This window comes from Acidovorax sp. DMC1 (genome assembly GCF_056314325.1).
On record NZ_JBQUYO010000011.1, the window covers coordinates 25,842 to 48,294 of the forward strand.

20 protein-coding genes are annotated in these 22,453 nt (G+C 65.3%); 1 reads left to right on the plus strand and 19 read right to left on the minus strand.

Translation table 11 applies throughout. The annotated features are described in order from the left end of the window. Nucleotides 1-64: 64 nt before the first annotated feature. The 6 genes from ACT531_RS19630 to ACT531_RS19655 all read right to left on the minus strand — a co-directional run bounded on the left by ACT531_RS19630 (nucleotide 65) and on the right by ACT531_RS19655 (nucleotide 5,319). Complete coding sequence (locus ACT531_RS19630; protein ID WP_476018515.1) at nucleotides 65-919, minus strand: DUF429 domain-containing protein; 855 nt, start codon at nucleotides 917-919, stop codon at nucleotides 65-67. Beyond that, the gene (locus tag ACT531_RS19635; RefSeq protein WP_056060430.1) at nucleotides 916-1,797 is read right to left on the minus strand and encodes a DMT family transporter; all 882 of its coding nucleotides are present in this window, start codon (nucleotides 1,795-1,797) and stop codon (nucleotides 916-918) included. The genes ACT531_RS19630 and ACT531_RS19635 overlap by 4 nt, the downstream gene beginning before the upstream one ends. Nucleotides 1,798-2,022: 225 nt before the next feature. Next, a complete protein-coding gene (locus ACT531_RS19640; RefSeq protein ID WP_015012755.1) occupies nucleotides 2,023-2,445 on the minus strand; it encodes a BLUF domain-containing protein in 423 nt (140 codons plus the stop codon). A 2-nt stretch (nucleotides 2,446-2,447) separates the two neighbouring features. Beyond that, a complete protein-coding gene (folE, locus tag ACT531_RS19645; protein ID WP_015012754.1) occupies nucleotides 2,448-3,173 on the minus strand; it encodes a GTP cyclohydrolase I in 726 nt (241 codons plus the stop codon). A 117-nt stretch (nucleotides 3,174-3,290) separates the two neighbouring features. Further along, nucleotides 3,291-4,535, minus strand: coding sequence for a cardiolipin synthase ClsB (gene clsB / locus ACT531_RS19650; RefSeq protein ID WP_309826343.1), 1,245 nt, complete (start codon nucleotides 4,533-4,535; stop codon nucleotides 3,291-3,293). A gap of 46 nt (nucleotides 4,536-4,581) precedes the next feature. Beyond that, nucleotides 4,582-5,319: an endonuclease/exonuclease/phosphatase family protein gene (locus ACT531_RS19655; RefSeq protein ID WP_015012752.1), complete on the minus strand. Its 738-nt coding sequence runs from the start codon at nucleotides 5,317-5,319 to the stop codon at nucleotides 4,582-4,584. 118 nt (nucleotides 5,320-5,437) lie between these two features. Between ACT531_RS19655 and ACT531_RS19660 the strand changes: the two genes are divergently transcribed. Continuing rightward, nucleotides 5,438-7,204 (plus strand): response regulator, encoded by a 1,767-nt coding sequence (locus tag ACT531_RS19660; protein ID WP_476018516.1) that lies wholly within the window; start codon nucleotides 5,438-5,440, stop codon nucleotides 7,202-7,204. A gap of 65 nt (nucleotides 7,205-7,269) precedes the next feature. On the opposite strand, the gene nudB is transcribed toward ACT531_RS19660, so the two are convergent. The 13 genes from nudB to ACT531_RS19725 form a co-directional block, all read right to left on the minus strand. Continuing rightward, nucleotides 7,270-7,743: a dihydroneopterin triphosphate diphosphatase gene (gene nudB / locus ACT531_RS19665; protein ID WP_110959687.1), complete on the minus strand. Its 474-nt coding sequence runs from the start codon at nucleotides 7,741-7,743 to the stop codon at nucleotides 7,270-7,272. A gap of 19 nt (nucleotides 7,744-7,762) precedes the next feature. Then, nucleotides 7,763-8,593 (minus strand): CsgG/HfaB family protein, encoded by an 831-nt coding sequence (locus ACT531_RS19670; protein WP_060986754.1) that lies wholly within the window; start codon nucleotides 8,591-8,593, stop codon nucleotides 7,763-7,765. A gap of 139 nt (nucleotides 8,594-8,732) precedes the next feature. Then, nucleotides 8,733-10,550: an aspartate--tRNA ligase gene (aspS, locus tag ACT531_RS19675; protein ID WP_060986755.1), complete on the minus strand. Its 1,818-nt coding sequence runs from the start codon at nucleotides 10,548-10,550 to the stop codon at nucleotides 8,733-8,735. 53 nt (nucleotides 10,551-10,603) lie between these two features. Then, the gene (locus ACT531_RS19680) at nucleotides 10,604-11,224 is read right to left on the minus strand and encodes a DUF502 domain-containing protein (RefSeq protein WP_015012747.1); all 621 of its coding nucleotides are present in this window, start codon (nucleotides 11,222-11,224) and stop codon (nucleotides 10,604-10,606) included. Nucleotides 11,225-11,232: 8 nt separating this feature from the next. Continuing rightward, the gene (locus ACT531_RS19685) at nucleotides 11,233-11,574 is read right to left on the minus strand and encodes an FmdB family zinc ribbon protein (RefSeq protein ID WP_015012746.1); all 342 of its coding nucleotides are present in this window, start codon (nucleotides 11,572-11,574) and stop codon (nucleotides 11,233-11,235) included. A gap of 88 nt (nucleotides 11,575-11,662) precedes the next feature. After that, the gene (locus tag ACT531_RS19690; RefSeq protein ID WP_476018517.1) at nucleotides 11,663-13,114 is read right to left on the minus strand and encodes a high affinity choline transporter 1; all 1,452 of its coding nucleotides are present in this window, start codon (nucleotides 13,112-13,114) and stop codon (nucleotides 11,663-11,665) included. A gap of 166 nt (nucleotides 13,115-13,280) precedes the next feature. Then, nucleotides 13,281-14,846 carry a ubiquinone biosynthesis regulatory protein kinase UbiB gene (gene ubiB / locus ACT531_RS19695; RefSeq protein ID WP_291445603.1) on the minus strand — a complete coding sequence of 522 codons (1,566 nt, stop codon included), beginning with the start codon at nucleotides 14,844-14,846 and terminating at the stop codon, nucleotides 13,281-13,283. Next, nucleotides 14,843-15,481, minus strand: a complete 639-nt coding sequence (locus ACT531_RS19700; RefSeq protein WP_476018518.1) for a hypothetical protein — start codon at nucleotides 15,479-15,481, stop codon at nucleotides 14,843-14,845. The genes ubiB and ACT531_RS19700 overlap by 4 nt, the downstream gene beginning before the upstream one ends. Nucleotides 15,482-15,542: 61 nt before the next feature. Then, nucleotides 15,543-16,580: a Tim44 domain-containing protein gene (locus ACT531_RS19705; protein WP_476018519.1), complete on the minus strand. Its 1,038-nt coding sequence runs from the start codon at nucleotides 16,578-16,580 to the stop codon at nucleotides 15,543-15,545. A 36-nt stretch (nucleotides 16,581-16,616) separates the two neighbouring features. Further along, nucleotides 16,617-17,348: a bifunctional demethylmenaquinone methyltransferase/2-methoxy-6-polyprenyl-1,4-benzoquinol methylase UbiE gene (gene ubiE / locus ACT531_RS19710; protein ID WP_015012742.1), complete on the minus strand. Its 732-nt coding sequence runs from the start codon at nucleotides 17,346-17,348 to the stop codon at nucleotides 16,617-16,619. Nucleotides 17,349-17,562: 214 nt separating this feature from the next. Next, nucleotides 17,563-17,985, minus strand: a complete 423-nt coding sequence (locus ACT531_RS19715; protein WP_476018520.1) for a gamma-butyrobetaine hydroxylase family protein — start codon at nucleotides 17,983-17,985, stop codon at nucleotides 17,563-17,565. Between the two features lie 79 nt (nucleotides 17,986-18,064). After that, entirely contained in the window at nucleotides 18,065-18,496 is a 432-nt protein-coding gene (locus ACT531_RS19720) for an HIT family protein (protein ID WP_476018521.1), read from the minus strand. Continuing rightward, nucleotides 18,496-22,410 carry a DUF3683 domain-containing protein gene (locus ACT531_RS19725; protein ID WP_476018522.1) on the minus strand — a complete coding sequence of 1,305 codons (3,915 nt, stop codon included), beginning with the start codon at nucleotides 22,408-22,410 and terminating at the stop codon, nucleotides 18,496-18,498. The genes ACT531_RS19720 and ACT531_RS19725 overlap by 1 nt, the downstream gene beginning before the upstream one ends. Nucleotides 22,411-22,453 lie beyond the last annotated feature (43 nt).

Below are 22,453 nucleotides of genomic sequence, written 5' to 3' on the forward strand. Positions count from 1 at the left end.
GTGTACCGCCCATGCTACGCAGCCTGCGGCGGGCCGATGCCCGGAAAAGCGGCGGAATCGTTGGTCAGGGCTTGTCCGCCGTGACGATCCAGCCTTCGAGTGGATCGAGTCCCGGCGGCAGGCCATAGAGCGCATCGCCCTCGGCATGGCGCTGCTCGGCCCAGGCGGCCTGCAGCAGGCACAGCACGGCGTCTAGGCTGTCGCCGCTGGCGTCCTGCACCAGCGCGTCGCGCTGGGCGTGGCTGAGCTTGAGGCGCAGGCCCAGGCGGGTGTGGCCCAGCTCCAGCGCGTTGACCAGGTCTTTGCGGGCGATGAGGCGGTCGGGCGTCTGCTTGGCGCGGTCGTCGCTTTTGTAGCTGCGCCGCTGCAGCACCTCGCGCGCGAGCAGACCGGGGTAGGCCTCCAGCGCCACGCGGTGGGGGTCGCCTGCGTGCAGGCCTGGCAGGTGCACACCGGCGTCCAGCAGCAGCGGCAAGCCCGCGTGCAGCATGTAGGCCACCGGCGGGTTCACCCATTTCATGGACGGGCTGGAGCCCGCGGGCCCGTCGGTGGCGCGGTGCGCAAACTTGCCACCTACCGGGCGGGCGTCGCAGAACGCCGCAAACTGGGCACGGATCTGCTCGCGGCTCAGACTGCGGTAGTGCTGCATGCAGGCATGCCAGTCGGTGGGCCAACCCAGCGCCTGCACCAGCTCGCGAGGCAGGCCGAAGGGCAGGTCAAAACCGCCCACCCAGTCGCCGGGCTGCTCCAGCCACTGGCCGAATGCGGCCAGGGTGTCGAACGGCTGCAGCGCGGTGATAACCACACGCGCGCCCTGGCGCTGGCCCAGCGCCAGCACGATGGGTTTGCGCCGCGTGGGGCTGCTGGAGAAGTCGCAGCCCAGCAGGTGGAATGGGGGTTGGGGTGCCATGGTGGTCATCCCAAGGCCAGGGCCGTGACACCCGCTGCAATGCACAGCGCGCCACAGATACGCGCCAGGCGGTCCCCCTCGCCCAGCAGGTGCCCGCCAATCAGCGCGGCAAACAGCATGGACACCTCGCGCGCCGGGGCCACGTGCGACAGGGGCGCCTGCTGCATGGCATAAAGCACCAGCACATAGGCCACCGGGCTCACCACCGCCACGGCCAGGGCAAAACGCCACTGCGCCAGCCACAGCGTGCGGGCCGTGGGCAGGTCGCGCAGCACCACCGGGGCCAACAGGCCCACACGCACAAAGTTGCCCATGTAGTCCACCAGAATGGGCGACATGAGCAGAAACTTGACCGCATAGCCGTCAACCACCGTGTAGCTGGCAATGAAAGCCCCCGTGAGCAAGCCGTACAACATGCCCTTGTGCACCCGCGCCCGCGCGGCAGGGTCGTGCGCGGCGCGCAGCAGGCCCGGGCCACCCGCGATCAGAAACACGCCCCCCACCACGCCCACGATGCCCAAGGCACCCAGCGCCGAGATCTGCTCGCCCAGCAGCGTGATAGCCACCAGCGACGACAACAGCGGCCCCGAGCCGCGCGCCAGCGGGTAGACCACGGTGAGGTCCGCCACACGGTAGCCGCGCAGCAGGATGACGAAGTACGCCACATGCAGCAGCCCGCTGGCGGCCACGAAGCCCCACTCCACCGCACCCCACTGCGGCACCGCGTCGCGCCCCAGGTACCAGCCCAGCGGCGCCCAGACGACCATCATGATCACCGAGGTGAAGAACGCAAACCGCGAGTCCCCCCCGGCCTTTTTGGCCACGATGTTCCAGCACGCGTGGATGAGGCCGGCGAGGATGATGAGGGCGAAGGCGGTGAAGGTCACGGGTCAGAAAGAGAGAGGGCTTGAATGCAAAAAGCCGCAGCGCGATGGCGGCTGCGGCTTGAATTGAAGGGCTAGGTACCGCTCACGGCATCTGCAACTGGCGCGGCCCAAGCTGGGGGCCACCGTGCAAGGGCCGCCCCGCCGCACTGGTGGCGTCCCCCTGCCCGCACCGCGAAGTGGAGCGAGAGCGGGGGGAAGGCGCGCAGCGCCTCAGGGGGGTGATCTCTATGCTCTTCCGATGATGGAGGCCGTGGCCATCAACTCTTCGAGCAGCGCAAACGACACCTTGCCCGACACGGAGTACGGGTCCAGCTCAGGCTTCTCGGAATACTTCAGCAGGATGGAGTGGTTGATCTTGGACAGGTTGACCTGGCCCATGGTCCAGCCGCCAAACCGGCGCTCGGCGATTTCTTCGTAGTGCAGCAGCACCACGTCCTTGTGGCGCGGGTCCTTCTGGATGTGGCCGTACAGCTCGCTCACCGCAGAGCGGCCGCCCTCGATGGCTTGCAGGAACACGCCACCGCCGTAGCACAGCACGCCGGTGATGCCGGAGCCCGGGTTGTGCTGGCGCGACTGCGTCAGGATGGCTTCGATGGCGGCGGGCGAGGTATCGACCGCGCGACTGGCGTAAAGCAGGCGTACCAGCATGGTCAGTTCTTTCCAGGAATGAGGGACAAAAATTCACGGCGCAGAGCACTGTCCTTGAGGAACACGCCGCGCATGACCGAGTTGATCATGCGGCTGTCGTTGTCGCGCACGCCGCGCCAGGACATGCAGAAGTGGCTGGCTTCCATGACGATGGCGAGGCCGTCGGGCTGGGTCTTTTCCATGATCAGGTCGGCCAGCTGCACCACGGCTTCTTCCTGGATCTGGGGACGGCCCATGATCCAGTCCACCAGGCGCGCGTATTTGGACAGGCCGATCACGTTGGTGTGCTCGTTGGGCATCACGCCGATCCAGATCTTGCCGATGACGGGGCAGAAGTGGTGGCTGCAGGCACTGCGCACGGTGAGCGGGCCCACGATCATCAGCTCGTTGAGGTGCTCGGCGTTCGGGAATTCGGTGATGGGCGGCTGCGCCACGTAGCGACCACGGAACACCTCGTTGAGGTACATCTTGGCCACGCGGCGCGCGGTGTTGTTGGTGTTGTGGTCGCCCTCGGTGTTGATGACCAGGCTGTCGAGCACGCCCTGCATCTTGACCTCAACCTCGTCGAGCAGTTTCTCCAGCTCGCCGGGCTCGATGAATTCGGCAATGTTGTCGTTGGCGTGAAAGCGCTTGCGCGCGGCGGCAAGGCGTTCTCGGATCTTGACGGAAACGGGCGTGCCTTCGTCCGGTGGGATGGGCGTCATATCGGCGGCAGGTTGGCTGGACATGGGTGGCATCGTACCAGCGAACACAGTTTGATCGATTACAAGGGTTTTAGGCAGCAAGCGCTAGTGCAATATGCCTGAGCAGCTATCAATAAAGTAGCGCACTCGACAAAGATGCCCTCAGTACCGCTTGCCCGTCACCCACAGCGCCAGGCGCATGAGACCAAACGCCACGCGGTCCAGCACCCGCTGGCGCAGCGGGCGGCCGGCATAGCGCGCAGGGTCCATGCGGCGGCCCGCGTGCTGCATGGCGTGCACCAGGCGCTGGCGCAGGTCGATGGCAAAGGCGGCGTCTTCCACCACCACATTGGCCTCGCGCGCCAGCAGCAGCGAGAGCGGGTCAAGGTTGGACGAACCCACCGTGGCCCAGGGCCGGTCGCCCTGCGCATCGATGACGGCCACCTTGGCGTGCAGAAAGCTGGGGGCGTACTCGTAGATCTCGACCCCGGCCTCCAGCAGCGCGCCATACACCGGGCGGGCTGCGTGGTACTGCATGAAGTATTCGTACCGCCCCTGCAGCAGCAGGCGCACGCGCACGCCCCGGCGCGCGGCCATCACCAGCGCGCGGCGCAGCTTGCCGCCGGGCATGAAGTAGGCGTTGGCGATGATGACCTCGTGCCGCGCCGTGCCGATGGCCTTGCGGTATGCCTTCTCGATGCGGCTGCGGTTGCGCACGTTGTCACGCAGCACCAGGGTCGCACGCACGGGGGGGCCGGCATCGGGGTCGCCGCCCTGCTCCGCATGCCGTGCGGCGCTGGCCGCGCGCAGGGCCCGCAGGGCCTCCGGCAGGCGGCGCTGGCGCGCGTCGCGCACGGCCTGCATGCGCCACCAGAGCTGGTCCATGGTGTCGCTGGCCGAGGCCACCAGGCTGCCGGTGGCCCGCACCGCAAAATCAAAACGGGGCGCCTCCAGCGTGCCGTGGTTGGGGTCGTGAAAGTCATCCAGCACGTTGATGCCGCCGCAGAACAGCACCCGCCCATCCACCACGCACAGCTTGCGGTGCAGGCGCCGCCAGCGGTGCGGCAGCAGCAGCCCCAGCGGCCCCAGCGGCGAATACACGCTGCACAGCACCCCGGCAGCCTGCAACTGCTCGGCCCAGGCCTTGGGCAGAGCACCAGTGCCCACGCCATCGACCACCAGATGGGTGCGCACGCCGCGCGCTGCGGCGCGCATCAGCGCCTGGGCCACCGTGGCTCCGGCGCCGGTGAAGTCAAAGATATAGGTCTCGAACTGGATGTCCGCCATGGCGGCATCCATGGCCTCAATCAGCGCCGGGAAGAACTCCTCGGCACCTTGCAGCAGACGGACCTGGTGGTCGTCGGCGGGCCCGGTGCCTGGGGCCTGCGCAAAGGGCTTGCGCCTCATCCGGCCCCCCCGCCACCGCACACACCAAGCACGCCCCGCCCGGGCCTCACAGCCGGAACTCCGCAATCAAGGGCAGATGGTCCGACATGCGCCACCAGATGCGGCCACGGGGCACTTGCAGCGACAGCGGCGTGAGCCCGCGCGCATACACATGGTCGAGCTGCGCCAAGGGCAGGCGTGCGGGGTAGGTGAAAGTGCGGGGCGCATCCCATTCATACAGGCCAAAGCCCGCCAGCATGCGCTTGAGCAACTGCCCCCAGTCGTTGAAGTCACCCGCCACCACCAGCGGCGTGCCGGGCGGCACCTCGCGCTCGATGAAGGCCTGCAGACGCTCGATCTGGCGGATGCGGCTGCCGGGGATCAGGCCCAGGTGCACCACGATCACGTGCACATTGCGGCCCTGCACATCCACCTCTACATGCAGCAGGCCGCGCTGCTCGAAGCGGTGGTCCGAGATGTCTTCGTGCTGGTGCCCGATCACCGGCCAGCGGGTCAGCAGCGCATTGCCATGTTCGCCGTGTTTGGTGATGGCGTTGGTGCGGTACACCGCCTCGTAGCCTTCCGGCGCGAGAAACTCGGCCTGCGGCAGCTCAGGCCAGCGCTGGAAATACGCCGCCTCGCGCCGGTGCAGCTTGCGCACCTCCTGCAGGCAGACGATGTCGGCATCGAGCTGCTCCACCGCCAGACCCAGGTTGTGAATCTCCAGCCGCCGCGCGGGCCCGATGCCTTGCACCCCCTTGTGGATGTTGTAGGTGGCTACGCGCAGGATGTCGTCGTGTTGCATGGCTGAATTGTGTCGCAAGCCGCGCGGAAAGCGGGTTTGCCCGACGCGGGCGGGTGGCTGTAGCGCCTTACACTGGGTGTCTTCATATTTTGAGCACGCAGGGACGGCCCCGACCCCTATGGCTACCGAGAGCGGCCCCAATCCCGCCCCACCGACCCAGGCGCTGATCGTGGACAGCAATGCCACATCGCGCAGCATCCTGGTGGGACAGTTGCGCGAATACGGCGTGACCCGCATCGTGCAATGCTCCCGTGTGCAGGACGCGCGCGCCCGGCTGGAGCACACGGTGTTCGATTACGTGCTGTGCGACCAGTTTTTTGGCGAGTCCAACTATTCGGGCCAGACCCTGCTGGACGACCTGCGGCGCGCGCAGTTGCTTCCGTTTTCCACCGTGTTCTTCATGGTCACGGCCGAGGCGTCGTATGCCGCCGTGGCCGAGGCTGCCGAGTCGGCCCTGGACGGCTACCTGCTCAAGCCCTTCACGCCCAGCGCGCTGTTTGAGCGCCTGAGCCTGGCGCGCCTGCGCAAGATCCATCTCAAGCCCATCTTCGATGCCATCGAGGCCGAGGACTTCGAGCAGGCCGCTGCGCTGTGCGTGGAGCGTTTCGAGGCCCGCAAACCCTACTGGCTGTACGCCGCCCGCATCGGGTCGGAGCTGCTGCTGCGCCTGGGACGGCACGATAAGGCGCGCACCCTGTTCGAGGCCGTGATCGCCGCGCGTGCCCTGCCCTGGGCCAAGCTGGGCGTGGCCCGTGCGCAGATCGAATCAGGACAGGCCGCGCGCGCCATCACCACCTTGCAGGAGCTGATTGGCGAGGACGCCTCGTTTGCCGACGCCTACGACGTGCTGGGCCGCGCGCAGGTGGAGATGGGCAACTTTGCGCAGGCCATCGAGACCTACCGCACGGCCAGCACCCTCACGCCCGACTCGGTCGTGCGGCTGCAGAAGCTGGGGATGATGTCGTATTACATGGGCGACCGCGCCACAGCCACCAAGGTGCTGGCGCGCGCCACGGTGCTGGGCATTGACTCCAAGCTGTTCGACTACCAGTCACTGGTGCTGCTGACGTTTGCCTATTACGCCGAAAACGACCGCAAGGGCATTGAGCGCTGCATGGCCGACTTTGCCCGCATCCTGGAGCGCCACCACAGCAGCGCACGCATCCGTCGGTTTGCGGAGGTGGCGCGCGCGCTGCAGCTCATCCAGCAGCGGCAGTTCTCGCAGGCAGTCGAATCGGTGCGTGGCATGGCCCGCGAGATCACGTCCAGCACCTTTGACTTTGAAGCCGCCTGCAACCTGGGCAGCCTGCTGGCCGTGTTGGCCGTCACATCCATTGAGCTGCCCGAGGGTGACAGCTGGGTGCGCGCCCTGGGCATGCGCTATGCCAACACAAGGGGTCTGACCGAGTTGATGGCCAATGCCTGCAACCTGCATGAGCCCTACAGCGAGCTGGTGCGCGACTGCCTGCAACGGGTCAACAAGACGGCCGAAGTCGCGATGGCACAAAGCCTGGGGGGCGACCCGGGCGGGGCTGTGCAAAACCTGCTGTCCGAGGCTGAACGCACCCTCAACTCCAAACTGCTGGATATGGCCCAGCAGGTGCTGCTGCGCCACAGCGCGCGCATGGCCGCGCCCGAGCCCCTGCAGGCAGCCATCGACGCACTGCGTACCCGCATGGGTACGGCCCCGGCAAGGGCCATCCTGGGGCAAGACAGCGAGCGGCACCCCGGCGGCGTGGCACTGCGGGTGCGCAGCAGCGGCGACAACGCACCGGCACGCATCCCACCGCCTCCGCAAGACAGCCTGGCACTGAACCCAGCACCCACTGACGAGGCCGACGACCCTGCGGCAGCCCTGCGGCTGCGGCCGCCAGACTCTCCTTGAGACAACGGCGCCTGGCCCGCGGCCGTCCTCAACAACTGGCCAGCGGCCAGTGGCTCGCCGGATTTTCAGGGGCTCACGAACCGGGGCAGCAACAGGCAAGCCTCGGCATTGGAGGCAGAAAAACACCGGTCTGCTGCCTGCTGCCAGGGCAGCCACTCATAGGCATCGTGCTCGCGCGGGCTCAGCACCACGGGTGTCCCGGGGGGTACACGCAGACCAAACACGCGCTCGCGGTTGCGCACCACGCCAGGGGCATAACGGTGCAGCCATTGGGGCCAGATGTCGTACACGTTCTCCAGCGCCCAATCGGTCAGCAGGCAACCCGGTGCCCGGGTGTCTATGCCGGTTTCTTCGGCGACTTCACGGCGGGCCGTCTCGGCAAAGGGCTCGTCCAGCGCGTCCTTGCTACCGGTGACCGACTGCCAATGCCCTTCGCCCCCGGTGCGACGGATCAGCAGCACGTCCAGCGCAGGCGTGTGGATCACCACCAGCACCGACTCCGGAAGCTTGTACGGCCGCTGCGGCCCGGCGGTTGCCATGGCTCGGCGCCCTTTGCCTTCAACCGCCCTTGGGGCGCTGGGCTGCCGTGGTGGTGGGTACGGGCGGGGGCAGCTCCTTGGCCTGCAACGCGCGCGCCTGCACCACCAGCTGGTTGTGTGCGTCCAGAAACGCTGCGGCGATGACCTTGCCCTCGTTGGTATTGCTCCAGCCAGCGCCTGCGGCGCCGCCCAGCTTGCCGAATACCAGGCCGCCCACCCCGAGGTCGGTAGTGCGTGCGGAGCCGGTGGCCGCTGCCACCTGCTCGGTGGTTTCGTTGTCGGACAGCAGCAAGGCCGTCTGCGCTTCCTTGAACTTGACCTGCTCCACCAGCCCGGCCAGGCCTGCAATGTCGCGCAGCACCGGGATCATGGCGATCACCCCGGCCAGGCCCCGGCCCGCATCCTGTTCGCTGAACGTGAGGCTGGGCGTGAGCGTGTACTGCGCCTCGTAGCCCTTGCCCTTGGCCACGGTGGAGTTGTTCTTGCGCAGCACACCTGCGTCCTTCAGTTCCTGCTCCTGAATCGTCCCCTTCAGGCCGGCCGCCCGGTCCACCACCCGGAAGCACCCGCTCTGCTGAGCCAGCAGCTTGACCAGCGGCACCGGTGACGAAGGCAGCTGGTAGCCCGAACCCATGATGTAGCCGTTGGGGTTCTCGGCCAGCGCCAGGGTGGCCACGGGCGCATCACAACGCACCAGTTCGCGGGCCGCGTTCTGCGCGCCCTGCGGTCCGGCCGAGCCCGTGACCACCGAGCCGCCCTGCCCCAGTTCGGTCTTCTTCTCGCCACATCCGGCCAGGGCGATGCAGGCGGCCGCTGCCAACAGCCAATGGGAGCGTGTCAACAAACGCATGGAGGTACCTCTTTCAGTCCGTGCCCGGCGGTCAGTGCCTTGATGCGCCGCGCATGAAAAAAGCGGCCCGGGCACTAGGCCCGAGCCGCTTGTTGTGCGATGCATGGCTGCATACGCGAAGGACGTGATGCGTCCGAAATCAGGCCGCAGTCTTGACCGCGTCGGGGTTGCGCAGGCGGATGTGCAGCTCGCGCAACTGCTTTTCGTCCACAGGGCTGGGTGCCTGCGTGAGCAGACACTGGGCGCGCTGGGTCTTGGGGAAGGCGATCACGTCGCGGATCGACTCGGCACCGGTCATCAGCGTCACGATGCGGTCCAGGCCAAAGGCCAGGCCACCGTGCGGGGGCGCGCCGTACTGCAGCGCGTCCAGCAGGAAGCCGAACTTGAGCTGGGCTTCTTCGGGCGTGATGTTGAGGGCGTCGAACACCTTCTGCTGCACATCGGCGCGGTGGATACGGACGGAGCCGCCACCCATTTCCCAGCCGTTGAGCACCATGTCGTAGCCCTTGGAGATGCACTTCTCGGGCGCGGTGACCATCCAGTCTTCGTGGCCGTCCTTGGGACTGGTGAAGGGGTGGTGCACCGAGTTCCAGCGCTGGTTTTCCTCGTCGTACTCGAACATCGGGAAGTCCACCACCCACAGCGGCGCCCAGCGGTCTTCAAACAGGCCGTTCTTCTTGCCGAACTCGCTGTGGCCGATCTTGATGCGCAGCGCGCCAATGGCGTCGTTGACGATCTTTTCCTTGTCGGCGCCGAAGAAGATCAGGTCGCCGTCTTGTGCACCGGTGCGCTCCAGCACCGCTTGCAGGGCGGTGTCGTGGATGTTCTTCACGATGGGCGACTGCAGGCCGTCACGGCCCTTGGCCAGCTCGTTCACGCGGATGTAGGCCAGGCCCTTGGCGCCGTAGATCTTGACGAACTCGGTGTAGGCGTCGATCTCGCCGCGGCTGATGCCGCCGTTTTCCTTGGAGCCGCCGGGAATGCGCAGGGCCACGACGCGGCCGTTCTTCATGTTGGCGGCACCCGAGAACACCTTGAAGTCCACGTCCTTCATCACGTCGGTCAGCTCAGTGAATTCGAGCTTCACACGCAGGTCGGGCTTGTCGGAGCCATACAGGCGCGCAGCGTCCTGGTAGGTCATGACGGGGAACTCGCCCAGGTCCACGCCCAGCGTGTTCTGGAACACCGTCTTGATCATGCCCTGGAACATGTCGCGGATGTCCTGCTCTTCCATGAACGATGTTTCGATATCGATCTGGGTGAATTCGGGCTGGCGGTCAGCGCGCAGGTCTTCGTCGCGGAAGCACTTGGTGATCTGGTAGTAACGGTCAAAGCCCGCCACCATCAGCAGCTGCTTGAACAGCTGGGGCGACTGGGGCAGCGCGAAGAACTGGCCGTCGTGCACGCGGCTGGGCACGAGGTAGTCGCGCGCGCCTTCGGGCGTGCTCTTGGTGAGCATGGGGGTTTCGATGTCGATGAAGCCGTTGGCATCGAGGAACTTGCGCACCTCCATGGCCACCTTGTAGCGCAGCATCAGGTTGTTCTGCATGTACGGGCGGCGCAGGTCCAGCACGCGGTGCGTGAGGCGCGTGGTTTCGGACAGGTTGTCCTCGTCGATCTGGAACGGAGGCGTGACCGAAGGGTTGAGCACGTTCAGCTCATGGCACAGCACTTCGATCTGGCCGGTCTTGAGCTTGTCGTTGGTGGTGCCGGCGGGGCGAGCACGCACCACACCCTTGACCTGCACGCAGAACTCGTTGCGCACGTCTTCGGCGATCTTGAACATCTCGGCGCGGTCGGGGTCGCACACCACCTGCACGTAGCCTTCGCGGTCACGCAGGTCGATGAAGATCACGCCACCATGGTCACGGCGGCGGTTCACCCAGCCCGACAGGGTAACGGTTTGGCCCAACAGGGCTTCGGTCACAAGACCGCAATAGTGGGAACGCATGGCCATGACAAAACTTCCGGCGCCGCAGGGCGCGTTGACGTTGAAAGAGATTGCTTTTTTTACTTGGGCGGGGGCAGCGTTGGGTCCGCCGGAGCCACCACACCCATGGAGACGATGTACTTGAGGGCACTGTCCACGCTCATTTCGAGCTCGACACAGTCACTCTTGCGTACCATCACAAAATACCCACCGGTGGGATTCGGGGTGGTGGGCACGTATACGCTGACGAACTCGTCGCGCAGGTAGGCAGCCACTTCACCATTGGGGGCACCCGTGACGAACGCCACGGTCCACACCCCTTCGCGGGGCCACTGCACGAGCACGGCCTTGCGAAAGGCGTTGCCGCTCTCGGAAAACAGCGTGTCCGACACCTGCTTGACGCTGGAGTAGATCGAGCGCACCACGGGAATGCGGTGCACCAGCGCATCGCCCCACTCCACGAGCTTGCGGCCCGCAAAGTTGCTGGCAATGGCACCCACCACCAGCAAGATGGCCAGCGTGAGCACCACGCCAAAGCCCGGGACATGCACCCCGAGCAGCTTGTCGGGCTGCCACGCGCCCGGCAGGATCTGCAGGGTCTGGTCGAGGGTGCTCACAATCCAGTTGAGCACCCAGGCCGTGATGACACCGGGCACGATGACCAGAAGGCCTGTCAACAGCCATTTGCGCAAGGCAGCCATGCAGGTCCTCAGCTCGAAGAGGAAGAAGTGCCGCCGGCACTTCCAGCGCTAGTGGTACTTGCGCTGGATGCTTCTTTTTTAGGAGCATCACCACCACTGGCAGATGCAGAAGACTCGGTCTTGGATTCCGACTTGGCTTCAGTTGCGGGAGCGGAGCTGCCCCCGCTGCCCCCCCGGAAATCCGTCACATACCAGCCCGAACCCTTGAGCTGGAATCCCGCCGCAGTGACCTGCTTGGAGAAGGCTTCAGCGCCGCAGGCGGGGCACACCGTCAGGGGTGCATCGGAGATTTTTTGCAGCACATCCTTGGCATGGCCGCAGGAGCCGCATTTGTAGGCGTAAATAGGCATGTCAGTGTGTTGAGGGAAAGTGCAAAACCCTCAATTATAGGCGGCATGCCCATCTGCAAGGCCCGCACCATAGCGCGGGCCCGGGCATTCAGCTGGCACTGCCTTGGTAGTGGGTGACATGCCCCTTGTGATCATCGATCCACTGCGGAGCCAACGAACCCGCCAGCATCCCGACCAAAGCGGCCAGCACACCTGCCAGTTGTTGCGGGAAAGCCTCCGACAGCATGGGGCTCGCCACAAACAGCAGCCAGACACCCAGACCCATCGCCACGGCCAGCAGAGCGCCTTGGGTGGTGGCGCGTTTCCAGTACAGGCCAAACACCAGCGGCACAAAGGCACCGACCAGCGGCACCTGGTACGCGCCCGACACCAGCTCATAGATCGAGGTGCCCTGCATGGTGATGGCATAGGTCAGCACACAGCCCGTGAACACCAGCACGGAGATGCGCATTGCCTTGAGGGTCTGCTGATCATTCATCCCAGGGCGCAGGTTGTGCAGGATGTTTTCAACAAATGTGGTGGAAGGCGCCAGCAAGGTAGCGGATGCAGTAGACATGATGGCCGATAGAAGCGCGCCAAAAAACGCCACCTGTAGCATCAATGGCATGCGCTCCATCACCAGGGTGGGCAATACCTTCTGGGGGTCATCTTTGAGCAGCGCCTGCGCCGTTTCGGGCATCACCAAGACTGCAGCGGTGACCACGAACATCGGGATGAAGGCAAACAGCAAATACAACAGGCCGCCGATCACCGGTCCCTTGCGCGCGGTGGCAGCGCTATTGGACGACATGACGCGCTGAAACACGTCCTGCTGAGGGATGGAGCCCAGCATCATGGTGATGGCAGCAGCAATGAAAAATGTCCATTCCTTGACGCCACCCGTCGGGAAGAAATGGAACTTGCCCTCACGCGCCGCAAATTCGACCACCTTGCCTGCACCGCCCGCCAGGTCGGCCGCATACCAAGCGATGGCCAGCAGGCCCACGCCGATGACGATCATTTGCACAAAATCGGTCATGGCGACCGACCACATACCGCCGTACAGGGTGTAAACCAGCACCACCAGCGTGCCAATGATCATGCCCATGGTGATCGACACAGCGCCTTGGGTGAGCAGGTTGAACACCAGGCCCAGGGCCGTGATCTGCGCCGCCACCCAGCCCAGGTAGCTGAACATGATGATGGCCGAACAGGTCACTTCAATCACACGACCGTAGCGCTGGCGGTAGTAGTCGCCCAGGGTGATGAGGTTCTTCTGGTACAGCTTGTAGGCGAAAAACAGTCCCACCAACACCAGACACATGGACGCGCCAAAGGGGTCCTCCACGACGGCGCCCAGCCCTCCATCCACAAAGCGGGCCGACACCCCCAGCACGGTTTCCGATCCAAACCAGGTGGCAAACGTGGTGGCAATCACCACCGCCAACGGCAGGCTACGCCCGGCTACCGCGTAGTCTGCGGTGTTGTGCACGCGAGTGGCCGCATACAGGCCCACACCAATCGAAACCAGCAGGTACAGAACGATGAATGACAACAGCATGGCGCCGCTCCAAAACTCCAGAGGTGGTAGCGAAAAAGGCAGCGCGCGCGCAAAGTGGCTGGGGTGGTCACACTGCGGCGCCTGACGACCATGGGGCCGCAGCCCCGCTTACAAACACGTTACAAAATTGCTGCGGATTATGAAGGCAACTTTTGTGCCGCAGACGCTAAAAAACCCGGATGCGCATGAATAGCTGCATGGCAAGCAGCCCCAGCACAAACCCCACGCCGCCATAAATGATGGATTGCAGCAGCCGGTTGGTGCGCTTTTGCGCCTCCAGCAACTCGCGCAGGGCGGGCTGGTGGTCTGCGGGGCGCTGGCGCAGCGCGTCGTAGATCAGGCGCGGCAGCTCGGGCAGCAGCTTGGCGTAGTGCGGCGCCTCGGCGCGCAGCTCGCGCCACAGGCGCTGGGGACCCATCTGTTCCAGCATCCACTTTTCGAGGAACGGCTTGGCCGTGCTCCACAGGTCCAGGTCCGGGTCCAGCTCGCGGCCCAGGCCCTCGATATTAAGCAGGGTCTTTTGCAGCAGCACCAGCTGGGGCTGGATCTCGACGTGGAAACGGCGCGAAGTCTGGAATAGACGCATCAGCACCAGCCCGAGTGAAATTTCCTTGAGCGGACGGTCAAAGTACGGCTCGCACACGGCGCGGATGGCCGATTCGAGATCGTTGACCCGCGTTTCGGGCGGTACCCAGCCGCTTTCGATGTGCAGCTCGGCCACGCGCTTGTAGTCACGCCGGAAGAACGCCACAAAGTTCTGCGCCAGGTATTCCTTGTCCACTTCGGTCAGCGTGCCCACGATGCCGAAGTCCAGCGAGATGTAGCGGCCGAACGTGGCGGGCTCCAGGCTCACCTGGATGTTGCCCGGGTGCATGTCGGCGTGGAAGAACCCGTCGCGGAACACCTGGGTGAAGAAGATGGTCACGCCGTCGCGCGCCAACTTGGGGATGTCCACCCCCGCCTCACGCAAGCGGTCGATCTGGCTGATGGGCACGCCCTTCATGCGCTGCATCACCATGACCTCGGGGTGGCAGAAGTCCCAGAAGATCTCGGGGATCAGCACCAGGTCGAGCCCCGCCATGTTGCGGCGCAGCTGGGCCGCGTTGGAGGCCTCGCGCACCAGGTCCAGCTCGTCGTGCAGGTAGTTGTCGAACTCGGCGACCACCTCGCGGGGCTTGAGGCGCTTGCCGTCGGCCGACAGACTCTCCACCCAGCCCGCCATCATGCGCATGAGGCTCAGGTCCTTCTCAATCACCGGCAGCATGCCGGGGCGCAGCACCTTGACGGCCACCTCGCGCTCAATGCCCTGGCGGTCACGCAGCGTGGCGAAATGCACCTGGGCGATGGACGCGCTGGCCACCGGTATGCGGTCGAAGGAGGTGAACACCTCATCCACCGGGCGGCGGAACGCACGCTCGATGGTGGCAATGGCAATGTCGGGGTCGAACGGCGGCACGCGGTCCTGCAGGCGGGCCAGTTCGTCGGCAATGTCGGGCGGTAACAGGTCGCGGCGGGTGGACAGCACCTGGCCGAACTTGACGAAGATGGGGCCCAGGCTCTCCAGCGCCTCCCGCAGGCGCTGGCCACGCGGCGCATCCAGATTGCGCCCGATGGACACGATGCGCGAAATCATGCGCAGCCAGGGCTTGTTGAAGCTGTCGAGCAGCAAGCCATCCAGGCCGAACCGGAACACCACCCACAGGATGGCAGCCCCCCGCAAGAAGCGCTTCATGCGTCGGCCCGGTCCGAACCACCCGAGGGTGACAGTGGTGCAGCCGCCGGAGCGCCGGGTGCCACCGGTGCCGTCGCAACCACCACCGAGGAAGACGACGCGCTGGCGGCGGCCATGCGCGAACCCACAAACTGGCGCAATGTCTGTGAAGCCCGGCTGGCAAACTGCGCCAGCGTGTGTGCAGGGGCATCGCCGATCACGCGGGCCAGGTCTTCTTCCACATCCCAGCGCACATGGTCCACCAGCCAGTTGATCTCGGCCGCCAGTTGCACGTCACCTTCAATGCGGATGGACGGCTTGTCACCCCGCAACGCGGCCTGGGCCAGGGTGAAAGGAGAGGTGTCGGTCACTTCCAGCCGCAGGTCGGGCACCGCGGATTCGGGCGCCAGATTGAGCAGGCCGGCCGGGGTGATAACCAGCGACAGGGAATAGGCCCGCCACTGCACCCGCGCGATGCGGCCTTTTTGGCGCACCAGCCGGTCCGTGGCCTCTTTTTCCTGCATCAGCACATGGTTGAGAAACAGCACCAGGCGTTGCTGCACTTCGTGGACCAGCCATTGCGGGGGCTGCGGGCCAGCGGCCAGGCGCTCGAAGAGGCCGTCCAGAAAAGGAAAAGGGGACTGTGGTGTTGCCATAGTCCCCGATTATTCCCTGAACTGGAATGCCCCTGAACCGCAGGGGCCCCATGGGCTGCGTTTACTGCAGCGCTTGCACGCCAGCCACCAGCCAGCCGGTGTTGCCGGTCTTGGGCTTGGTCATGTTCCAGACCTCCCGGAACGGGCTGGGCCCGGCCGAGGGCTCCTCACGGATCATGCCGGAGAACTCGACGCTGGCCATGTAGCCATCGCCCAGGTCTTCGATGCCCAGCAGCTGCGCCTCGATCATCACCACATCGGTGTGGTTCGGCTGCGTGCCCCGGTGGGCTTCGCGCTCGGCCAGCTGGGTGCGGATTTCATCGAGCATGTTGTCCGTCATCATGGACCGCAGGGTTGCGATGTCCGACCGGTCCCACGCGCCTTGCAGGGTCACAAAGTTGCGCTTGGCGGCCGACAGGAAACCCTCGGTGTCGAAGTCTGCGGGCACACCCCAGTTCTGCGAGCCCGACAGGCCCGAGCCGATCACCACACCCGAGCCCACGCCCCCCTGACAAGCACGCGAGGCGTCAAACGCCATGCTGCTGCGCTCCCAGGGGCGGGCCGATGCGTCGTTGCCCACGTTGTTGGGGCTGTACTGCGGAGGCACCTGCGCAGCGGCAGGCATTGCGGCCCCCGCGCCCTGGAATGCGAACGGAGCACCACCCGCCGCGTTGCCTGAGCCATTTCCGCCACCGTTGCGCGACCGCATGACCATCTTGAAGATGGCAAACGCCGCCAGCGCCAGCAGCGCAATCATCAGGATGTTGGCAAAGCCTGCGCCCAGACCCAGCGAGTGCGCCAGCCAGGCCAGACCCAGCCCCGCTGCCAGGCCGCCCAGCATGGCGCCCCAGGGCTTCTTGGCCGGAGCGGCCGGGGCTGCTGCCGGCGTAGCGGTGGCAGGCTTGGCGGCCGCCGCCGTGTTGGTCGCACTCTGTGCGGGTGCGCCCGGTGCAGCGGGCGGCGTGGCTGCCTCGCGCTGCGTCACGTTGCTGGACTGCTTGCCCACCGATTTGCCACCACCCAGTCGCCGCGCGGCGTCGGCATCGGCGTGTGCAAACGCCAGCATCGCGACCAACACCACAGACCACAGTTTCATCATGACTTCTCCGTCTCCGTTATCGACCGAGCAAACCGCTCAGCACTTGATTCCAACATGGAGGGCGACAATTCCCCCCGTCATGTTGTGATAGTCCACATGCCCAAAACCATTTTTTTGCATGAGGCTTTTGAGTTCTTCCTGCCCCGGGTGCATGCGGATGGACTCGGCCAGGTAGCGGTAGCTGGCGTCGTCGCCCGCCACCAGCTTGCCCAGCTGGGGCAACACCTTGAACGAGTACCAGTCGTACACCTTCTCCAGAGGCTTGGCCACCTTGGAAAATTCCAGCACCAGCAGCTTGCCGCCGGGCTTGAGCACGCGGCACATCTCGGCAATCGCCTGGTCCTTGTGGGTCATGTTGCGCAGGCCAAAGGCCACGCTCACCACATCGAAATGCGCGTCGGGGAACGGCAGCTTTTCGGCGTCACAGACCAGCGTGGGCAGCACCACGCCCTCGTTGATGAGCCGGTCACGGCCCACGCGCAGCATGGCTTCGTTGATGTCGGTGTGCACAACACGACCCGAGGCGCCCACCTTCTTGGAAAACGCCAGCGCCAGGTCACCCGTACCACCGGCAATGTCCAGCACCTGGCTGCCTTCGCGCAGGTTGGCCACCATCACGGTGTAAGCCTTCCAGGCTCGGTGCAGGCCCGCCGACATGAGGTCGTTCATCACGTCGTACTTGGATGCCACGGAATCAAACACACCGCGCACACGGCGTGCCTTTTCCTGCTCGTCCACCGACTGAAAACCGAAATGCGTGGTGCTCATAAGAATCATGCTAGGCGCGTGAACGCCAGAGGTACAGCGACAACCCCGCACTGAATTGGGGCATCTGTCGCAATTTGGAGAACGCTATTGAAACAAAACCAGCCGCTAGCGCAAGCTAATATTGCGCTGACAGCTATATTTTCAATAGCACCTTGGTGAACAGGGGCTTGTGCAGCTGAAGGTGCCTGGCACCCCGGCGCTTCTGCGCACAGCCTCAGTGGCCGCCGCAGGCGTGGCCCCCTGCACCACCCTTGGGCGCCATGGGCGCGTCGCGATCGGCCCCGGCCGCAGCCAGCCGCTCGGTGTACTGGGCCCACAGTGCGTCCTGCTTCTGGCCCAGTTCGTAGAGGTAGTCCCAGGTGAAGATCCCGCTGTCGTGCCCGTCAGAGAACGTGGGCTTGACGGCATAGTTGCCCACGGGCTCCAGGTTGACCAGCGCCACATTGCGCTTGCCCGTCTGCAGCACCTCTTGCCCCGGGCCGTGGCCCTGCACTTCGGCCGAGGGCGAGTACACGCGCATCAGCTCGAACGGAATGCGGAATGTGGCGCCATCCGAAAAGACCACCTCCAGCACGCGCGACTGTTCATGCACCGTCAGGGCCTGCGGCGTGGGAGCGCCCGCTTTCAAACCTGCCATGGAATCACCTTGAGAAAACTGTTGTCAGAAACGACGGCTGCCATTGTCCCACCCGCCCCGGCACACGCTGCCAGCCAGGTTACCGGGCGGCCCACTGCGCCAGCTGGAACTGCAGCTGCACCTCCAGCGCGGGCAACAAGGCCCGCACGGCGGCCTCTTGCGCTGCGGGGCTCGGCCGCTGTGCCGCGGCCCATACGGGCGATGGAAAGTGACTGTCCCAGTCAAACCGCGCAATCACATGCCAGTGCAGGTGCGGCACCATGTTGCCCAGCGCTGCGATGTTGACTTTGGTGGGCGACAGGTGCTGGCGCAGCGCCTGCTCCACCAGGGTCACGGCTTCCATGCAATGCGCACGGTCAGCGGCGGCCAGGTCCGAGAACTCGGCCACATGCGCATTCCAGACCACGCGGTAGAAGGCGGGGAACCCCGCCTCCTGCGCACGGATGACACGCAGGCGCTCGCCGCGCCAGACCAAGGCGCCGCCATCTTCAGCGCACAAGGGACAGGTCATCAGACCAGCACCCGCTCAATGCCGCCGTTGTTGGCACGGTGTACGTACTCGGGCATCCAGTTCTCGCCGAGGATCTCCCGCGCCATCTCGACCACGATGTAGTCGGCTTCGAGCAGGCCGTTGTTCAGGTCGCCTTCGTAGCGGTTCAGGCCCTGCAGACAGCTGGGGCAGCTGGTGAGGATCTTCACGTTGTCCTGGGCACCCACGGCACCGCTTTCGCGCAGCTTGGCTTCGCCCTTGCGGATTTCTTCTTCCTTGCGGAAGCGCACCTGCGTGGACACGTCGGGCCGGGTCACACCCAGCGTGCCCGACTCGCCGCAGCAGCGGTCGCTCTTCAAGACTTGCTCGCCCACCAGCGCCTTCACGGTCTTCATCGAGTCCTGCTGCTTCATGGGGTTGTGGCAGGGCTCGTGGTACAGGTAGGCGCCCTTGCCTTGCAGCTGGATGCCCTTTTCGAGCAGGTACTCGTGGATATCGATGATGCGACTGCCCGGGAAGATCTTGTCAAACTCGTAGCCCTGCAGCTGGTCATAGCAGGTGCCGCAGCTCACCACCACGGTCTTGATGTCCAGGTAGTTGAGTGTGTTGGCCACGCGGTGGAAGAGCACACGGTTGTCCGTGATCATCTTCTCGGCCTTGTCGAACTGGCCCGAGCCGCGCTGGGGGTAGCCGCAGCACAGGTAGCCGGGCGGCAACACCGTCTGCACGCCCGCGTGCCACAACATGGCCTGGGTTGCCAAGCCGACCTGCGAGAACAGGCGCTCCGAGCCACAGCCCGGGAAGTAGAACACCGCCTCCGTCTCGGCCGTGGTGGCCTGCGGGTTGCGGATGATCGGCACGTAGTCCTTGTCCTCGATGTCGAGCAGCGCACGCGCCGTCTTCTTGGGCAGGCCGCCGGGCAGCTTCTTGTTGATGAAGTGGATCACCTGCTCCTTGATCGGAGCCGTGCCCACCGTGGCTGGCGGCTTGGCCGTTTGCTTGCGGCCCACCTTGCGCAGCAGGTCCACGGCCATGCGCTGGGCCTTGAAGCCCACGTCCACCATGGCCGAGCGCATCAGCTTGATGGTGTCCGGGTTGGTGGCGTTGAGCATGGTCATCGCCAGCGCGTTGCCGGGGCGGAAGGTCTTCTTGCCCATCTTGCGCAGCAGGTTGCGCATGTTCATGGTGACGTCGCCGAAGTCGATCTTCACCGGGCAAGGGCTCTCGCACTTGTGGCACACCGTGCAGTGGTCGGCCACGTCCTCAAATTCCTGCCAGTGCTTGATGCTCACGCCCCGGCGGGTCTGCTCTTCGTACAGGAAAGCCTCGACCAGCAGCGAGGTCGCCAGGATCTTGTTGCGCGGGCTGTACAGCAGGTTGGCGCGTGGCACGTGCGTGGAGCACACGGGCTTGCACTTGCCGCAGCGCAGGCAGTCCTTGACCGAATCGGCAATGGCGCCGATGTCGCTCTGCTGCATGATCAGCGACTCGTGGCCCATCAGCCCGAAGCTGGGCGTGTAGGCGTTGGTCAGATCGGCATGCAGCGCAGGTTTTGAGGCCAAATCGGCACCAAGCGCCAGTGGAACATGCCCTGATTGCTCCTGATTTCGGAGCAATTTACCTTTATTGAAGCGGCCTTCCGGGTCCACCTTGCGCTTGTATTCGGCAAACGGACGCAGCTCGTCGTCGGTCAAAAACTCCAGCTTGGTAATGCCAATGCCGTGCTCGCCCGAGATCACGCCGTTCAAGCTGCGTGCCAGCACCATGATGCGTGCCACCGCTTCGTGTGCGGTCTGCAGCATCTCGTAGTCGTCGCTGTTGACGGGAATGTTGGTGTGCACATTGCCATCGCCCGCGTGCATGTGCAACGCCACCCACACGCGGCCCTTGAGCACGCGCTTGTGGATGGCCACGGCCTCGTCCAGGATGGGCTTGAACGCCGCACCGGTGAAGATGCCTTGCAGCGGCGCACGCAGCTGGGTCTTCCAGCTGGCACGCAGCGTGTGGTCCTGCAGCTGGGGGAACAGGGTTTCCACATCGTGCAGCCAGCCCTGCCACAGGGCGCGCACCTCTTCGACCAGGGCGATGGCCTGGGCCACGCGGTCTTGCAGAAGCTCGGGCGAAGGCACCTCGTCGTCGGCGTCGTGCTTGCCCAGGGGCAGGTTGCCACGCTCGAAGAACTCGGTCAGCGCGTCGCACAGCTTGAGCTTGTTGCGCAGGCTCAGTTCGATGTTGATGCGCTCGATGCCGTCGGTGTACTCGGCCATGCGTGGCAGCGGGATCACCACGTCTTCGTTGATCTTGAAGGCGTTGGTGTGGCGGCTGATGGCCGCCGTCTTCTTGCGGTCGGCCCAGAACTTCTTGCGCGCATCGGCTGTGATGGCCACGAAGCCTTCGCCGCTGCGGGTGTTGGCCAGGCGCACGACCTCGCTGGTCACGCGGGCCACGTCATCGGCGTTGTCACCGGCAATGTCGCCAATCAGCACCATCTTGGGCAGGCCGCCGTTGCCCTTCTTGCTCTTGGTGGCGTAGCCCACAGCCTTCAGGTAGCGGTCATCCAGATGCTCCAGGCCCGCCAGCAACACGCCACTGCGCTTTTGCTCGGCGAACATGAAGTCCTTGATCTCGACGATGCTGGGCACGGCGTCCTTGGCGTTGCCGAAGAACTCCAGGCATACGGTGCGCGTGTGCTCGGGCATGCGGTGCACCACCCAGCGCGCGCTGGTGATGAGGCCGTCGCAGCCTTCCTTCTGGATGCCGGGCAAGCCCGCCAGGAACTTGTCCGTCACGTCCTTGCCCAAGCCTTCTTTGCGGAAGGTGCGGCCCGGAATTTCAAGCCGCTCGGTGCGCACGGGCGTCTTGCCATCGGCCTCGAAGTACTGCAGCTCGAAGGTGGCGACCTCCACGTCATGGATCTTGCCCATGTTGTGGTCCAGGCGCGTCACCTCCAGCCACTGGGCGTCGGGCGTGACCATGCGCCAGCTGGCCAGGTTGTCCAGCGCAGTGCCCCACAGCACGGCCTTTTTGCCACCTGCGTTCATGGCGATGTTGCCGCCAATGCACGATGCTTCGGCGCTGGTCGGGTCCACCGCAAACACAAAACCTGCGCGCTCGGCCGCATCGGCCACGCGCTGGGTGACCACGCCGGCCTCGGTCCACACCGTGCCCACTTCGCGGTCCAGGCCCGGCAGGCGGCGCATCTCCACCTCGGTCATGGCTTCGAGCTTTTCGGTGTTGATGACCACGCTCTTCCACGTCAGCGGGATCGCGCCGCCGGTGTAGCCGGTGCCGCCCCCACGGGGAATGATGGTCAGGCCCAGTTCAATACAGCCCTTGACCAGGCCCGCCATCTCGGCCTCGGTGTCGGGCGTGAGCGCCACAAAGGGGTACTCGACGCGCCAGTCGGTCGCGTCGGTCACGTGGGACACGCGCGAGAGGCCGTCGAACTTGATGTTGTCCTTGGCCGTGAGGCGGCCCAGGGTTTTCTGGATCTGGCGGCGCAGCTGCGCGGCCTGCTCGAAAGTGGCGTTGAACTCGGCCACCGCACGGCGCGCGGCGACGACGAGCTCGCCCACGAGGCGGTCGCGGTCGGCGTCGTCGGCGGGGGTGCGGCGCTTTTCGATCTCGGCCAGCCGGTGGTTCAGCGCATCAACCAGCAGCTTGCGGCGGCCGGGGTTGTCCAGCAGGTCGTCCTGCAGGTAGGGGTTGCGCTGCACCACCCAGATATCGCCCAGCACCTCATACAGCATGCGGGCCGAGCGGCCCGTGCGGCGCTCTTTGCGCAATTGGTCCAGCACCTCCCAGGAGGCGGAGCCCAGCAGCCGGATCACGATCTCCCGGTCGGAGAACGAGGTGTAGTTATAGGGAATTTCTCGCAGTCGGGCAGGCTCGGCGGCCTGCGTCTGCAAGGCCGCCAGCGCGATCGGTACATTCATGGGGGTCTACCTGGGGTGGGGGCGCGATTTTAAGCCACCGGCC

Bases quoted from the DNA above. Each gene is read 5' to 3' on its own strand.
- aspS (WP_060986755.1), bottom strand. From the start codon at position 10,550: ATGGCCATGCGTTCCCACTATTGCGGTCTTGTGACCGAAGCCCTGTTG.
- ACT531_RS19720 (WP_476018521.1), bottom strand. From the start codon at position 18,496: ATGACCTGTCCCTTGTGCGCTGAAGATGGCGGCGCCTTGGTCTGGCGC.
- ACT531_RS19685 (WP_015012746.1), bottom strand. From the start codon at position 11,574: ATGCCTATTTACGCCTACAAATGCGGCTCCTGCGGCCATGCCAAGGAT.
- ACT531_RS19705 (WP_476018519.1), bottom strand. From the start codon at position 16,580: ATGATGAAACTGTGGTCTGTGGTGTTGGTCGCGATGCTGGCGTTTGCA.
- ACT531_RS19640 (WP_015012755.1), bottom strand. From the start codon at position 2,445: ATGCTGGTACGCCTGCTTTACGCCAGTCGCGCGGTCGATACCTCGCCC.
- folE (WP_015012754.1), bottom strand. From the start codon at position 3,173: ATGTCCAGCCAACCTGCCGCCGATATGACGCCCATCCCACCGGACGAA.
- ACT531_RS19725 (WP_476018522.1), bottom strand. From the start codon at position 22,410: ATGAATGTACCGATCGCGCTGGCGGCCTTGCAGACGCAGGCCGCCGAG.
- ACT531_RS19690 (WP_476018517.1), bottom strand. From the start codon at position 13,114: ATGCTGTTGTCATTCATCGTTCTGTACCTGCTGGTTTCGATTGGTGTG.
- ACT531_RS19670 (WP_060986754.1), bottom strand. From the start codon at position 8,593: ATGCGTTTGTTGACACGCTCCCATTGGCTGTTGGCAGCGGCCGCCTGC.
- ACT531_RS19630 (WP_476018515.1), bottom strand. From the start codon at position 919: ATGACCACCATGGCACCCCAACCCCCATTCCACCTGCTGGGCTGCGAC.
- ACT531_RS19655 (WP_015012752.1), bottom strand. From the start codon at position 5,319: ATGCAACACGACGACATCCTGCGCGTAGCCACCTACAACATCCACAAG.
- ACT531_RS19715 (WP_476018520.1), bottom strand. From the start codon at position 17,985: ATGGCAGGTTTGAAAGCGGGCGCTCCCACGCCGCAGGCCCTGACGGTG.
- ACT531_RS19660 (WP_476018516.1), top strand. From the start codon at position 5,438: ATGGCTACCGAGAGCGGCCCCAATCCCGCCCCACCGACCCAGGCGCTG.
- clsB (WP_309826343.1), bottom strand. From the start codon at position 4,535: ATGAGGCGCAAGCCCTTTGCGCAGGCCCCAGGCACCGGGCCCGCCGAC.
- ACT531_RS19700 (WP_476018518.1), bottom strand. From the start codon at position 15,481: ATGGCAACACCACAGTCCCCTTTTCCTTTTCTGGACGGCCTCTTCGAG.
- ACT531_RS19680 (WP_015012747.1), bottom strand. From the start codon at position 11,224: ATGGCTGCCTTGCGCAAATGGCTGTTGACAGGCCTTCTGGTCATCGTG.
- ubiE (WP_015012742.1), bottom strand. From the start codon at position 17,348: ATGAGCACCACGCATTTCGGTTTTCAGTCGGTGGACGAGCAGGAAAAG.
- nudB (WP_110959687.1), bottom strand. From the start codon at position 7,743: ATGGCAACCGCCGGGCCGCAGCGGCCGTACAAGCTTCCGGAGTCGGTG.
- ubiB (WP_291445603.1), bottom strand. From the start codon at position 14,846: ATGAAGCGCTTCTTGCGGGGGGCTGCCATCCTGTGGGTGGTGTTCCGG.